Genomic DNA, 14,516 nt, shown 5'->3' on the forward strand with positions numbered 1-14,516 from the left:
GTTGTCAGCCGGTCGTGTACGGATTACCCGGTACGGGAGAGCCCGTCCGGGTCGATCGGTGGCCGTTCAGCTGGTCGAGGGACAGCCGGAGGCGACGGACCTCGGGGTGGTGCGGGCCGAGCCGCCGCTCACGGTCGAAGAGCAGCTGGACGAGCCCCTGCCAGGCGCCTTCGAGATCTCCGGCGGAGGCCGTCAACAGGCCGATCTTCTCCCTGAGTTCGAACACCCGCTCAGGGTCGGTGTCCAGCCCCGCCGCGAGCCGGGCACCGTACGCGGCGAGCAGCCCGCCGTACTCGGCGAGCGCCTCCCGGCCCTGGCCGAGGTGCTCCAGGCAGGCGGCGACGTTGCGGCGCTGGTCGAGCACGGCCGGGTGCTGCGGCCCGAGTTCGGCCTCGGCGGCGGCCGCCAGCAGGCGGTACTCCGGCAGTGCGGCCCGGTACTGCCGCTCCTGGAGCAGGGTGTGCGCGAAGATGGCCCGAATCGTTCGCACCGGCGGCGCGGCGGAGCCGAGTTCGGCCTCGACAGCGGCTTCGCCCAGCAGGCCGGCCAGTGGAAGCTGGCGTGAACACCTGCCACACCCGTCGCGCGCAGAACGGCGGCCCCGGGCACAGGACCCGAGACCGCCGCTCACACCGACCAACCAACCGACCAACCGGCGGCTGCTACTTCTTCGACCCCGCCAAGTCGTCGAACATCGCCCCGAGGAACTCGCCGCACCACGCCAGCAGCTCCCGCCCGACCAGCGGCTTGCCGCCGATCCGGCCGGTGCTCGGCCGGGGCACCAGCAGCTGGCGGGCCGCCGTCTTCACCTGGCTGCGCGGGTAGAGCCGGTTGAGCCGCAGCTCCTGCGACTCCCGCAGCTCGACCGGCCCGAAGCGGATGTTCGCGCCCTGCAGCGTGATGTCCGCGATCCCGCAGCGCCGCGCGTACAGCCGCAGCCCGGCCACCATCAGCAGGTTCTCCACCGCGTCGGGCAGCTTGCCGTAGCGGTCCTTGAGCTCCTCGCGGACCTGCGTGATGTCCTCCTCGGAGTTGACCGCCGCGATCGAGCGGTACGCCTGGAGCCGCAGCCGCTCACCGGGGGCGTAGTCGTGCGGCACGTGGGCGTCCACGGGCAGCTCGATCTTCACCTCCAGCGGCTCCTCCTCCGGCGCCGCGCCCCCGCTCGCCAGCGAGTCACGGAACTCGGCCACCGCCTCGCCGACCATCCGCATGTAGAGGTCGAAGCCGACGCCCGCGATGTGCCCGGACTGCTCGCCGCCGAGCAGGTTGCCCGCTCCTCGGATCTCCAGGTCCTTCATCGCGACGTACATGCCGGCGCCCATCTCGGTGTGCTGGGCGATCGTCGCGAGCCGCTCGTGCGCCGTCTCGGTCAGCGGCTTCTCCGGCGGGTAGAGCATGTACGCGTACCCGCGCTCGCGGCCACGGCCGACCCGGCCCCGCAGCTGGTGCAGCTGGGAGAGGCCGAAGGTGTCACCGCGCTCGACGATGAGCGTGTTGGCGTTGGAGATGTCGATGCCGGACTCGACGATCGTGGTGGAGACCAGCACGTCGAACTCCTTCTCCCAGAAGTCGACCACCACCTTCTCCAGCAGGTTCTCCCCCATCTGCCCGTGCGCGGTGGCGATCCGCGCCTCGGGCACCAGGTCCTTCAGCCGGGCCGCCGCCTTGTCGATCGACTCGACCCGGTTGTGGATGTAGAAGACCTGGCCCTCGCGCAGCAGCTCACGCCGGATCGCCGCCGAGATCTGCTTCTCGTCGTACGGGCCGACGAAGGTCAGCACCGGGTGCCGCTCCTCCGGAGGGGTGGTGATGGTCGACATCTCGCGGATGCCGGTGACGGCCATCTCCAGCGTGCGTGGGATGGGCGTCGCGGACATCGTCAGCACGTCGACGTTGGCCCGCAGCTTCTTCAGCTGCTCTTTGTGCTCGACGCCGAAGCGCTGCTCCTCGTCGACGATGACGAGCCCGAGGTCCTTGAAGCGGGTCTCGGAGGAGAACAGCCGGTGGGTGCCGATGACGACGTCCACCGAGCCCTCGGTCAGCCCCTCCAGGACGGCCTTGGCCTCCGAGTCGCTCTGGAAGCGCGAGAGCGCCTTCACCACCACGGGGAAGTTGGCGTACCGCTCGGCGAAGGTCGAGAAGTGCTGCTGCACCAGCAGCGTGGTCGGCACCAGGACGGCCACCTGCTTGCCGTCCTGGACGGCCTTGAAGGCGGCCCGCACCGCGATCTCGGTCTTGCCGTAGCCGACGTCGCCGCAGATCAGCCGGTCCATCGGGACGGACTTCTCCATGTCCGACTTGACCTCGGCGATGGTGGTCAGCTGGTCCGGCGTCTCCGCGTACGGGAAGGCGTCCTCCAGCTCGCGCTGCCAGGGGGTGTCCGGGCCGAAGGTGTGGCCGGGGGCCGCCATCCGGGCCGAGTAGAGCTTGATCAGGTCGGCGGCGATCTCCTTGACCGCCTTCTTGGCCTTCTGCTTGGTCTTCGCCCAGTCCGCCCCGCCGAGCCGGTGCAGGGTCGGGGCCTCGCCGCCGACGTACTTGGTGACCTGGTCGAGCTGGTCGGTCGGCACGAACAGCCGGTCGCCGGGGTGGCCCTTCTTCGCGGGGGCGTACTCCAGCACCAGGTACTCGCGGGTCGCGCCCTGCACGGTGCGCTGCACCATCTCGACGTACCGGCCGACGCCGTGCCCCTCGTGCACCACGTAGTCACCGGCCTGGAGGGCCAGCGGGTCGATCGCGTTGCGGCGGCGCGAGGGCATCCGGCGCATGTCCTTGGTGGAGGACTTCTGGCCGGAGAGGTCGGTCTCGGTGATGACGGTGAGCTTCAGCGTCTCGTCGACGAAGCCGTGCTCGATCGAGCCGGTCGCGACGTAGACCACGTCCCGGGTCGGGGCCTGGGGCAGGTCGGCGACCAGCCGGGCCGGGATGCCCTCGTTGCCGAGCACCTCGGCGAGCCGGGCGGCCGGGCCGTGGCCCTCCGTCACCATGACGACCCGCCAGTCGGCGGCCAGGCGCTCCTTGGCGTCGGCGATCGCCCGCGCGGTGTCACCCCGGTAGGCCTCGACGGCGTGCATGCCGAGCGTCAGGGTGCCCGAGTCGAACTCCAGCACCCCGTCCGTGGCCGAGTCACTCGTGGCGAACGGGCTGACGGACCACCAGGGCAGCCCGATCTCGGCGGCGTGCTCACGCACGTCCGCCAGCGAACGCAGCGAGGCCGCCGAAACATCAATCATCTCGATGTCGATCGGCCGGTCCCCGCCCGAGGCGGCCGCCACCCAGGAGGCGTGCAGGAACTCCTGACTGGTCGCCACCAGGTCGGTCGCCCGTGCCCGGACGCGCTCCGGGTCGCAGACCACCGCGACGGACCCGGACGGGAGCACGTCCATCAGCAGTTCCATGTCGTCGACCAGGACGGGCGCCAGTGACTCCATGCCCTCGACGGCGATGCCCTGGGCGATCTTGTCGAGGATCTCCCGCAACTCCGGATGGTCCTCGGCGAGCGCGGCGGCGCGGGCCCGCACCTCCTCGGTGAGCAGCAGCTCCCGACAGGGCGGCGCCCAGACCCCGTGGTCGGCGATCTCCAGCGAACGCTGGTCGGCGACCTTGAAGTACCGGATCTCCTCGACCTCGTCGCCCCAGAACTCCACCCGCAGCGGGTGCTCCTCGGTGGGCGGGAAGACGTCCAGGATGCCGCCGCGCACGGCGAACTCGCCGCGCTTCTCGACCAGCTCGACCCGCGCGTACGCGGCGGCGGCCAGGCGGCGGGCGATCTCGTCCAGGTCGTGCTGCTCGCCGCGCAGCAGCGCGACGGGCTCCAGCTCGGCCAGCCCCTTGACCTGCGGCTGGAGCACCGAGCGGACGGGGGCGACGATCACCTGGACGGGCCCGGCCTGGGCGTCGTCGGCGCGCGGGTGGACGATCCGGCGCAGCACCGCGAGGCGGCGGCCGACGGTGTCCGAGCGCGGCGAGAGCCGCTCGTGCGGCAGCGTCTCCCACGCCGGGTACTCGGCGACGACGTCGGGCGGCAGCAGGGAGCGCAGCGAGGCGGCCAAGTCCTCGGCCTCCCGGCCGGTGGCGGTGACGGCGAGCACCGGGCGGCCGAGCTCACCGGCCTCCCGTACGAGGGAGCGGGCCAGGGCGGCAATCGCGAACGGCCGGGCGGCAGGCGGGCCCACCAGGTCGAGATGCTGTCGCCGCCCGGTGGCCGCCGCCTCGATCGCCTCAGCGAGGGCGGTATCCCGTACGACGACGTCGAGCAGTCCGGACAGGCTCATCGAGTCTCTTCTTCGTCCCGTGGCTGGTGGTGCCCAGACGCCGGCGGACCGGCCGGGCAACGCGAACGGCCCGGCACGCAGCGCGTCCGGGGGCCTCCAGACTACGCCGCAGCACCGACACACACGCGGAGAGCGGGCCCGGCCTCGCCGTGCGGCGCCCGTCCGGTCGCCTCCCGGGCGGCGGGTTTCCGGATGCAGTGCAGATCACACGGAGTGGACATACTCCTGTCACTGCCCGTCCATAGTCGGCGCGCAGGATGGTGTTCGTGCCCGCCGCACCCAACCGTGGGGGATGGCTGCAGCGGAGCAGGTGTACCCCGATGGGGGTCGGGAGTGCACAACGGCCGGGCGGCCCTGGGTGGGGGCGCCCGTGCCCATTCGCCGGGGCTCGTGGCGCCCATTCCTGGCGGGCGTCACGAGTGCCGGCGGGCCCTTCGCGGCACCGCTGACCTGGTCCTGTGCCCCGCACGGGCCGTCACCGAGGAACGAGCGCGCCGGCCGGACTCCGTCAGGTCGCCGTGGTTTTCTCCGGGCAATCCCCGGGCCGCGCGGCAATGCGGGCGGCGACCGATCGGGCCCGACGGGCGGGGTATTACCTGAGCGCGGGGGATTCCATCGGGATCGGGGAGCGAAATCCCGGATATTACCCGTGCATGCCAACCCCGCGCATATTCGTACGCCGTCGAACACCGGGGTGACACAGCTCACTCCCCGGTGCCGTCGAACCGGTGGAAGCGCCCGGACGGCCCGGCTAGTGTCCGGTCTGGCGCGGCGCCAAACCCCACCCACGCCCGCGCGGATTGGAACGTCAGCGTGGATCACCCGGCCCGCCGAGGTCTCCTGACGGCTGCCGTGCTCGCCGCCGCACTCCCGGCACTCCTCACCGGCTGCGCGCCCGACCACCGGGCCGAGGCGGCCGGGCCGACGCCACCGGCCGTCACCGGCACACCTCAGGCCCCCGAATCCGGCCCGGCCGCGATGGCCGCGCTCCCGCTCGCCGCGTACCAGACCGCCCCGGAGGCCGCCCGCCGGCTGGCCGAACTGCGTACCTCGCTGGCCGTCTCCTGCATGCACCGCGCGGGCTTCGCCGCGTTCACCGCCGACCCCCCGGCCGAGGAGAGCGACACCCTCCCCGCCGGAGCCTGGGGCTATCTGGACGCCGGGGCCGCAGCCACCCAGGGCTTCCACCCGCCCACCCGGCCGTCGGCCGGGGCGAGCCGGACGCCCGACGACAACTCCGACGCGTACGTCACCGCCCGGGTCGAATGCGACCGGCGGATGGCCGACGAGTTCAAGCCCGTCGACCAGCCCGGCACCGACCTGGTCAACCGGCTCTTCGCCGAATCCCTCCAGGCCACCGACCGGGACACCCGCGTCACCACCGCGACCAGGGCCTGGTCCGACTGCATGAGCCGGGCGGGCCGCCCCGCCACCGACCCGGCCACCCTGCTCCGGCGCTACCGCAGCGCCCCCGCCGCGACCCCGGCCGAACTCGCCGACGCCGGCGCCGACGCCACCTGCACCGCCGGCACCGGCCTGGGCGGCCTCTACTTCGCCGTCCTGGCCGGCTACCAGCAGCAGCAGATCGACCGGAACACCACCACCCTGAGCGACCACCAACAGGCCCTCAAGGACGACGCCGCCCGCCTGGCCAAACTCCTCGCCGCCGGGTAGTCGACCGGTAGCTGCCGACGCGCTAGCGGCGGCGGCGGACCACCGCGTTCGGGAGGGTGTCGTACGTCGACCCGTCGTCCACGATCACGATCTTGGGGATGATCCGGGTCTCGGCCTCCACCACCGGAGCAGCGGGCTCCGGCGGAGCGACCGGCTTCGGCGGGAGCGCCGGGGCTGCGGGCAGCTTCGGCAGCACGGTGGTCTGCGCCTCCGCCGGGGGCGCCTCGACCGGGGTCTTCGCCGGTGCTTCCGCCGGGGATTCCACCGGTGCTTCCGTCTTCGCCTCCGCCGGGGCTGCCGAAGGCTCCGGAGCTGCCGGGACTGCCGGGACTGCCTGACCTGCGGGGGCTGCGGGGGCTGCGGGGGCCTCGGCCGGTTCGATCGCGCCGACCGCCGCGCCCGTCAGGGCCGCGAGGGTCTGCTTGATGTGGTCCAGGTGCTGCTGCACCTTCTCCTGCCGGGTGGCGAACTCCCGCTGCTCCCGCTCGCTCGCGGCCCGGACCTTCTCGGCCTCCCGCCGCGCCTGCTCGACCAGCTGGTCGGCCTTGGCCTGGGCGTCGGCGTCGGACTGCTTGATCTGGGCGAGCACCGTCTCGCGGTGCTGCTCGGCCTCCTTGAGCCTGCGCTCGGCGGTGGCCGCGATCTTCGCGTCCTCGGCGTCGGCCTTGACCTCGGCGGCGGCGAACATCTCGTCCGCCCGGCGCCGCAGCTCGGCGAGCTTGCCCTCGGCCTGCTCCTCCGCCTCCGCCGCACCGACCCGGGTCTTCGCCGCGTCGGCCGTGGCGGCGTCCCGCGCCGTCCGGGCGTCGGCGTCCGCCTCGGCCCGGAGCTTCTCGGCCTCGGCCCGCGTCCGCTCGTCCGTCCGCCGCGCGGCCTGGTCGGCCTCGCTGCGGGTGGTGACGGCGTACTCCTTGCTCTGCGCGTCGAGCTGCTGGCCGGCGTCGTACGCGTCGTCCCGGGCCTGCTCGGCGGCCTGGTCGGCGGCCTCCCGGACGGCCAGCGACTCGGCCTCGGCGATCGCCATCAGCCGGGCGGCCTGCTCGCTGAGCACGCCGTAGTCCGGCTCGGGTGCGTCGGCGGCGGCCTGCTGGACGTCCGCGAGCCGCTTCTCCATCTCGCGAATGCCCGCACCGAGCACGCTCAGTCGCTCCCAGGCGTGGTCACGCTCGGCGGTCAGCGCGGCCAGCGCCTGGTCGACCTGCTCGGGTGCGTAGCCCCGCCGGGCAGCGGTGAAGCCGGTCTGCGAGACATCGCTCATGGGCTCTTCCCCTCGTCGGACGTGTCGGAGATGGGCACGGGTCATCCCATCCTCTTGACCTATTTTGCGCAGATCAGCCCGAAAGCCCAAGCAAGGCACCGCCGCCGGGCAGCACAAATCCACCCTCCGGCACCACCAACAGGCCGGGGGACGCGTGGCCCTGAGCTACATGACCCCGTCCCAGAACTGCTCGACCAGCACCGCCCACCACGTCTCGGGCGTCTGCAGCGCCGCCGGGTCGGCGGCGGCCAGCTGGGCCTGGAAGTCCGTCGTCCAGCGGGCGGCCTGCTCGGGCGTGAGCCCGTAGCGCAGCGGCCACATCCGGCCCAGGACGGCCAGGCAGCGGACGAACTCCGGCACCCCGGAGTTGACGAAGCGCGGCGGCTCCCCGGCGGTGCTCTCCATGTCCACGGCGACGACCGCGCCCGTCCCGTACTGCACGCACAGCTGACGGCCGTAGTCGTTGCCGAGCACCAGGTAGCCGCCGAAGTCCGGGCCCGACGGGAGGCCGCGCTCGGTGGCCAGCTCGGCGAGCGTCGGGATCGGGCGGCCCTCCTGGGCCTGGGCCCAGAAGAACGGCGCGAAGTCACGCGGCAGCCCCGCCCACATCAGGGTCTGCGCCACCGCCTCCGGCACCCCCTGCCGGGAGACCGCCCGCTGCTCGAAGCGGAACACCCCCTGCCCGAAGAACTGCGCCAGCTCGGCCGCCAGCTGCTGCGGCGCGAGCGGCGGCAGCGGCGGCACCATCCCCGGTGCGGGCAGCGGCACCCGGACGGGACGCGGACGCTGCGGCGCGGCGGCCAGCTGGTGCAGCTGGTCGAGGTGCTCGAGCAGCAGCGCCATGCCCGCCTGCCGGGCCGGCTGGTCCCGGCCGTAGGGGGCGGTGTGACTGATCCGGACGTTCGGCCAGGAGGCCCGGACCATCCGCCCGCAGTACCCGCCGGGCAGGTCGCAGCACTCCAGGTCGGTGTGCAGCTCCAGCACCTGGTCCGGCGGCACGTTGAGACGGCGCAGGTCGTGCAGGGCCTTCCACTCCGGGTGCGGGGTGCCGGGCTCGCTGCGGTGGATCAGCTTCTGCTCCGAGCCGTCCGGCCCCCGGTAGCTGACCACCGCGACACTGCCGGGGCCGATCGACGGCACGGCCGAGGGCGGCGTCAGCGCAGCGGGCGGCTGCGGCACGTTCGGGTACGCGTACCCGGCCTGCGGCACGACCTGCGGCGCAGAAGGAGGCCCGGCGGGCATTCCGGCGGCAGGCATTCCGGCAGCGGGCATTCCGGCAGCAGGCGGGAACCCGGCCGGAGGGATCGCGGCGGGTGGTGGTGGCGGTACGGCCTGCGCGAGCTGCGTCGCCTCGTAGGCGATCCCGGCGGCAGGCGTTCCAGCGGCAGGCGGAAACGCGGCGGGTGGTGGTGGCGGTACGGCCTGCGCGAGCTGCGTCGCCTCATGGGCGATCCCGGCGGCAGGGGTGTGGCCGGCTTCCGCGCGCAGCACGGCGGGCGGCGGGGGCGGCGGCGCAGCCGGGTCCGCCCGCTGGGCCCCGACCGCCGGGGGCCCGCCGGGGGTGTTCAGCAGCGCGACCGGGGGCGGGGGCGGCGGCGCACCGGCCCCCTGGCGTACGTGCCGGCCGTCGGGCGTCGCGGCGTACCCGGGCGGCGGCGGCAGCGGCATGGCCTGCGCCCCGGGCGGCGGCGGAGGCGCGGACGCCAGCTCGGCCGCAGGCGCGGCGAACACCGCGAGCCCCGGGTCGACCGGCGGCGGAGTGGGCGTCGGAGCCACCACCGTGGGCGCGGCGAACACCGCAAGGCCGGGGTCAGCCGGCGGCGGCGTCGGCGTCGGCGTCGGCGCGGCGAACACCGCAAGGCCGGGGTCAGCCGGCGGCGGCGGCACGACGACCGGCACGGCGAACACCGGCACCTCCGGGTCGTCCGGCAGCGGCGTGTTGCTGTACGCCTCGACGAAGACCGCGTTCGCGAAATCGACCGGCGGCGGCGTAGGAGCCCCGCCCGGCTGCTCGGCGTCCGGTGGGGTGAGCATGGTGGGGGCGTCAACGACCGGGCGGTCCGAGACGGGCGGGGCGGTGAACACCATCGGTGCCTCCGGCTCGTCCTGCTCAGCAGCCTCCGCCGACGGCTGCTCCGGGGCTCCGAGGCGTGCGGCCTCGGCGGCGAGCGCGGCTGCGCCCGCCTCCTTCACCCAGTCCGGCGGGCTGAGCCGGAAGGAGGTCGCCTCGACGTCGCCCACGACGGGCTTGGCCGCTCCGGCGGGGTTGGCCTCGGAGGGTGTGCCGTAGGTCTCCTCGAAGATCCGGACGACCTCGTTGACCGGCAGCGCCGGCCAGAGCGTGCTGGCCCCGCCCTCACGGGCGATCACCAGCCGGGGGCCGCCGTCGGTGGGCTCGCCCGCCCAGCAGACGAAACCCATGTCGAACTCCCGCACCCGGACCTCGCGCAGCCCGGACTTCGGCACCCCGGCATTGACCCAGTCCTCGGCCAGCTCCTTCGCCTGCGCGTACGTCACCACGCCCGGCCCACCCCATCTCTCCCGCACTCACGCATCAGTTCCACGCATCAGTTCCACGCAGCTGCTCACCGCGTCAGTTCACCGGGACGGCTCGGGCGAACCCGCCGTCCACCATCATCCCCGCGACGGTCTCCAGCTCCGGCGGGCTGCCCGCCAGCCGCAGCAGGAAGTCGTCGAAGTCCGTGCCGCACGGCAGCAGCAGCCGCCGCACCCGGTCGTCCGGGCTCTCGTCGGTGCCGCCCGAGTCCCGGGCGTCGTCGTAGAGGCAGAACCAGACCGAGCCGGTTCCCTCGCCGCGGACCTTGAGGGCCAGCAGCCCGCCCTGCACGTAGGCGATGCCGAGGTAGTCCTTGGTGAGGTGGTCGCGCAGGCACTTGTTCGCGTAGACCAGGTCCTGGACGCCGTACTCCTCACTCAGCGTCAGGAAGGGCTGGTCGAGCAGCAGGCCGAGCCCGGTGTCCAGGGCGACTCCGACGGGGGCACGGCCGCCGGCGAGCTTGAGGAAGCTGCGGTAGGCGGCGGGCAGCGGGTGGCCGAGCCGCTCCTCCGCTCGCTGCACCAGGTCCTCGGTGACGCTCAGCGGGTCGCCGCCGTCCTTGGCGAGCGAGAAGTGCGCGGGGCGGTGCTGCTGGATCGGGCTGGTGCCGCGGCGGCCGTGGTCGGCCTGCGAGCGGGCCAGGCCGCCGTGGTGCCGGAGCAGCGCCTTGACCTCGACCGGAACGAGCTCCATCCGGCGCCAGCCGGGGGCCGTCCGCCCGGCGACGTGGTGCCACGTCCAGCCCGGCGGGGTGGCGACGGCGGTGTCGAGGTCGGCCCAGAGTTCGTGGCCCTGAGTGAACAGCGCGGCGTTGGCCGAGACGTAGTCGGTGAGCCGCAGCTCGTCCACGCCAAGCCCCGGCGGCGGGTCCGCGACCTCGGCGGCGGCGGCCGCGTAGGGGCCGAAATCCGGGTGCCCGTACGCGTCGATGAGCACCCCGCGCGGGTGCTTCGCGGCCCGGACCGGGTCCGGGAAGCTCACCACCTGGCCCGCGTACGCCCCGTTGGGCGCCAGGGCGCCGGGCTGGCCTGTCGTCATCTGGGTGCCCCCACTGGCTGCGTGCGTCCGTACATCCGTCCTTGGTGGGCACCAGCCTAGGGGGTGGCAGCCGACGCCCGGCCGCCACCCGAAGGTTCCTTCGAACAGAGATCAGCCCGCGAGGGCCTTGGCCAGCACCTCCGCGACCCGGCTCTGCTGACTCTCCGTGATCTGCGGGAAGAGCGGCAGCGTCAGGATCTCGCCCGCCGCCCGCTCGGTCACGGGGAAGCTGCCCACGCCGTGGCCCAGCTCGCGGAAGGCGGGCTGGAGGTGGACGGGGACGGGGTAGTGGACGCCCGCGCCGACCCCGGCGGCCTGGAGCTTGCCCAGCACCTCGTCCCGGCGGCCGTCCGCGATCCGGACGGCGTAGAGGTGCCAGACGTGCTCGTTGCCGGGCATCGTGCCGGGCAGCCGCAGGCCGTCCAGCCCGCCGACCAGCTCGTCGTAGCGGGCGGCGGCGGCCCGGCGGAGGACGTTCCAGCCGGGCAGGCGGCGCAGCTTGGCCCGCAGCACGACGGCCTGGAGGGTGTCCATCCGGGAGTTGAAGCCGAAGCGCTCGTGCACGTACTTGCGGCCCGACCCGTGGTCGCCGATCAGCCGCACGGCGGCGGCCAGCCGGTCGTCGTCGGTGACGACGGCACCCGCGTCGCCGTACGCGCCGAGGTTCTTGCCGGGGTAGAAGCTGGTCGCGGAGATCCGGCCCCAGGAGCCGGACGCCCGGCCGTGCCGCTTCGCACCCTGCGACTGGGCGCCGTCCTCGATCACCGGGGTCTCCCCCGCGATCTCCAACAGCTGCTCCATCGGCGCGAGTTGACCGTTCAGATGGACGGGCATCAGGGCCGCCGCACCCGGCAGCGCCTCGGCGGCGAGCGCGGGGTCGATCAGGAGGTAATCGGGGTCGCAGTCGACCAGCACCGGCCGCAGCCCTGCCCGGACGACGGCCTCGGCGGTCGCGACGAAGGTGTTGGCGGGCAGCACCACCCCTGCGCCGTCCGGCAGTTCGAGCGCCCGGAGGGCCAACTCCAGCGCGTCGGTGCCGTTCGCCGTCCCGACGGCGTGCCGGGCTTCGCAGAAGCTCGCGTACTCGGCCTCGAACTCGGCCACGTCCGGGCCCTTGATGTAGGCACCGGTCGCCAGCACCCGGTCGAACCCCGCGCGCACCTCCTCGGCGACCTCGGCGTGCGCGGCTTGCAGATCAACGAGCGGGATGTCGGTCATACAGGTAAGCCCCTCGGTCTGGGTGGTGCGACTAGCGGAGCGCCTCGCGCAGCGCCGCGATGACGCGGTCCTGCTGCTCCTCGGTGAGCGAGTGGTAGAGCGGGAGGATCAGCGAGCGGTGGGTGATCAGCTCGGTGGCGGGCAGCGGCACCCGGGCGGTGCCCTTGTAGGGGGCCTCCAGGTGGGCGGCCATGATGCCGCGACGGGCGGAGACCCCGGCCTCGGCGAGCCGGGCCAGCACCTCCGTGCGGTCGGGGGCGCCCTCGGGCAGCAGCAGCCAGCAGGACTGGTAGTTGCCGCTGCCGTGCTCCGGGTCGGTGACCATCCGCTCGGCCAGCGGGCCGAGCAACGCGCGGTAGCGGGCGGCGAGTTCGCGGCGGCGGGCGACCATCGCGGGCAGCTTGCCGAGCTGCACCAGGCCGATCGCGGCCTGGATGTCGGTCATCCGGTAGTTGTAGCCGACCTCGTCGTACGTCTCGACCACGCTCGCCCCGCCCCCGGCGGCGTGCCGGTCGGCGGCCGAGACGCTCATCCCGTGCTCGCGCAACCGCCGTAGCCGGGCGGCGAGTTCACCGTCCTGGCAGGTGAGCATGCCGCCCTCGCCGGTGGTGAGCAGCTTGCGCGGATGGAAGGAGTACGCGGCGATCTGCGCCGTCCCGCCGGCCGGGCGGTCCCGGTACAGCGCGCCCGCCGCGCACGCCGCGTCCTCGACGACGACTCCGCCGCGCGGTTCGACCAGGACCCGCAGGGCGTCCAGGTCGACGGGCACCCCGCCCTGGTCGACGGCGATCACGGCCTTCGTGCGGTCGGTGAGCACCGGCTCGACCGTCCCGGCGGTGAGGTTGCCGCTCGCCGGGTCGACGTCGGCGAAGACCGGCGTGCCGCCGAGGTAGGCGACCGCGTTGGCGGTGGCGATGAACGACAGCGAGGGCACCACGACCTCGTCGCCGGGGCCGATGCCCGCGCCGATCAGGGCCAGGTGCAGCGCGGTGGTGCAGGAGGAGACGGCGACGGCGTGCGGGGCACCGACGTACTCGGCGAAGGCCCGCTCGAACTCGGCGACCCGGGGGCCCTGGGCGACCCAGCCGGAGCGGACGGCCTCGGCGGCGGCCTGGGCCTCCTCCTCGCCGAGCCAGGGGATCATGACGGGGATCGTGGACACAGGTGCTCCAAACTCTGCTGTGGTTGCTCTACGCCGCTACGCCGTCACTACTCGCATCACTGCTCGCGCCACCAGGCGACGAGCTTGCGCAGGCCGTCGTCGAGGCCGAGCTCGGGCTTCCAGCCCAGGTCGCGCTGGGCGGCGGAGATGTCGGCGAGGCGGCGGACGACACCGCCCGCGGTGCCCCGGGCCGGGCCGTGCTCGACGTCCAGGTCGGGGCGGTCCATCGCGTGCAGCAGGGCGTCGGCGAGGCCCCGGAGGGAGACCTCGGTGCTGCTGGCGATGTTGTAGACCCGGTCCGTCACGGGTGCGGCGGCGGCCAGCAGGTTGGCCCTGGCGATGTCCTCGGTGTAGACGAAGTCCATGGTCTGGGCGCCGTCGCCGAAGATCAGCGGGGGCTCCCCGGCGACGATCCGCTCCATCCAGCGGATGAAGACCTCGGTGTAGCGGCCGTGCACGTCCATCCGGGGGCCGTACACGTTGAAGTAGCGCAGCGCGACGTAGTCCAGGCCGTGCATCGCGTGGAAGCTGCGCAGCAGGCCCTCGTTGAAGACCTTCGCGGCGCCGTAGAGGGTGTCGTTGTTGTAGGGGTGCTGGGTCTCCGGCGTCGGGAAGGTGTCGGCGAGGCCGTAGACGGAGGCGGTCGAGGAGGCGATGACCTTCTTCACGCCCTTCTCGGCGGCGGCCTCGACCACGTCGAAGGTGCCGTCCACCATGATCTCCAGGGCCAGCCGGGGTTCGGAGGCGCACTGGGTGATCCGGATCGCGGCGAGGTGGAAGAGCAGGTCGGTGTCGTCGCCGAGCAGCTCGCGCAGCAGCGCGCGGTCACGGATGTCACCGTCCACCACCCGCAGTTGGCCGGGTGCGGCGGCGGCCTGTGCGGGGGCGAGGTTCTCCATCCGGCCACGGACGAAGTTGTCCAGGACGACGACCTCGCGGGCCCCGCCCTCGATCAGCTGGTCCACCACGGTGGAACCGATGGTCCCGGCCCCGCCGGTGACCAGACAGCGGGAACCCTCAATGGCGACTGCGTTCATCGGGCGCCGGCCCTCTCCTGAGCGATGATCAGTTGGGTGTCAGTCGCCGTGGCGCGCCCGTACGTGTCCGTACGTCATCGCAAGACCCCCCTTGCGCGCCCTGCTGCCCCCACGGCGTGCCGGGCCCGGCACGATCCGCTCCCCCACGGTTCGAACACTCAGGCCCCACTTCTGGAACGCTACCGGCCGCCGCCACCCCCGGGGGGCCGAATCGGCAAAACCGGTACCGAACGCCCGAGTTGGACCGAGTGGGCGACACAGCAGCACCCCGGCTCGGCGAATGTCGGAGGCGTTT

At 73.6% G+C, this 14,516-nt stretch carries 9 protein-coding genes; 1 reads left to right on the forward strand and 8 read right to left on the reverse strand.

Translation table 11 applies throughout. From position 1 onward, the window contains the following. Positions 1-4: 4 nt before the first annotated feature. Entirely contained in the window at positions 5-490 is a 486-nt protein-coding gene (locus tag ACR68M_RS12690) for a hypothetical protein (protein ID WP_441250573.1), read from the reverse strand. A gap of 172 nt (positions 491-662) precedes the next feature. After that, entirely contained in the window at positions 663-4,277 is a 3,615-nt protein-coding gene (mfd, locus tag ACR68M_RS12695; protein WP_441250574.1) for a transcription-repair coupling factor, read from the reverse strand. A gap of 813 nt (positions 4,278-5,090) precedes the next feature. Between mfd and ACR68M_RS12700 the strand changes: the two genes are divergently transcribed. After that, a complete protein-coding gene (locus ACR68M_RS12700; protein ID WP_441250575.1) occupies positions 5,091-5,951 on the forward strand; it encodes a hypothetical protein in 861 nt (286 codons plus the stop codon). 22 nt (positions 5,952-5,973) lie between these two features. Here the strand turns inward: ACR68M_RS12700 and ACR68M_RS12705 are convergent, their stop codons facing one another. The 6 genes from ACR68M_RS12705 to ACR68M_RS12730 form a co-directional block, all read right to left on the reverse strand. After that, positions 5,974-7,209, reverse strand: a complete 1,236-nt coding sequence (locus ACR68M_RS12705) for a hypothetical protein (RefSeq protein ID WP_441250576.1) — start codon at positions 7,207-7,209, stop codon at positions 5,974-5,976. A 165-nt stretch (positions 7,210-7,374) separates the two neighbouring features. Continuing rightward, the gene (locus ACR68M_RS12710) at positions 7,375-9,726 is read right to left on the reverse strand and encodes an SUKH-4 family immunity protein (RefSeq protein WP_441250577.1); all 2,352 of its coding nucleotides are present in this window, start codon (positions 9,724-9,726) and stop codon (positions 7,375-7,377) included. Positions 9,727-9,802: 76 nt separating this feature from the next. Beyond that, positions 9,803-10,804, reverse strand: a complete 1,002-nt coding sequence (locus tag ACR68M_RS12715; RefSeq protein ID WP_441250578.1) for an SMI1/KNR4 family protein — start codon at positions 10,802-10,804, stop codon at positions 9,803-9,805. 111 nt (positions 10,805-10,915) lie between these two features. Next, on the reverse strand, positions 10,916-12,022 hold the full coding sequence (locus tag ACR68M_RS12720) for a DegT/DnrJ/EryC1/StrS family aminotransferase (protein ID WP_441250579.1): 1,107 nt from the start codon (positions 12,020-12,022) through the stop codon (positions 10,916-10,918). Positions 12,023-12,053: 31 nt separating this feature from the next. After that, positions 12,054-13,184: a DegT/DnrJ/EryC1/StrS family aminotransferase gene (locus tag ACR68M_RS12725; protein ID WP_441250580.1), complete on the reverse strand. Its 1,131-nt coding sequence runs from the start codon at positions 13,182-13,184 to the stop codon at positions 12,054-12,056. 56 nt (positions 13,185-13,240) lie between these two features. Further along, positions 13,241-14,221, reverse strand: coding sequence for an NAD-dependent epimerase/dehydratase family protein (locus tag ACR68M_RS12730; protein ID WP_441250581.1), 981 nt, complete (start codon positions 14,219-14,221; stop codon positions 13,241-13,243). Positions 14,222-14,516: the final 295 nt, after the last annotated feature.

Origin of the sequence: Kitasatospora sp. McL0602 (genome assembly GCF_052076145.1) — a bacterium.
Lineage (GTDB): Bacteria > Actinomycetota > Actinomycetes > Streptomycetales > Streptomycetaceae > Kitasatospora.

Coding starts and splice junctions, on each gene's coding strand:
- mfd (WP_441250574.1), bottom strand. CDS start 4,277: ATGAGCCTGTCCGGACTGCTCGACGTCGTCGTACGGGATACCGCCCTC.
- ACR68M_RS12705 (WP_441250576.1), bottom strand. CDS start 7,209: ATGAGCGATGTCTCGCAGACCGGCTTCACCGCTGCCCGGCGGGGCTAC.
- ACR68M_RS12715 (WP_441250578.1), bottom strand. CDS start 10,804: ATGACGACAGGCCAGCCCGGCGCCCTGGCGCCCAACGGGGCGTACGCG.
- ACR68M_RS12720 (WP_441250579.1), bottom strand. CDS start 12,022: ATGACCGACATCCCGCTCGTTGATCTGCAAGCCGCGCACGCCGAGGTC.
- ACR68M_RS12730 (WP_441250581.1), bottom strand. CDS start 14,221: ATGAACGCAGTCGCCATTGAGGGTTCCCGCTGTCTGGTCACCGGCGGG.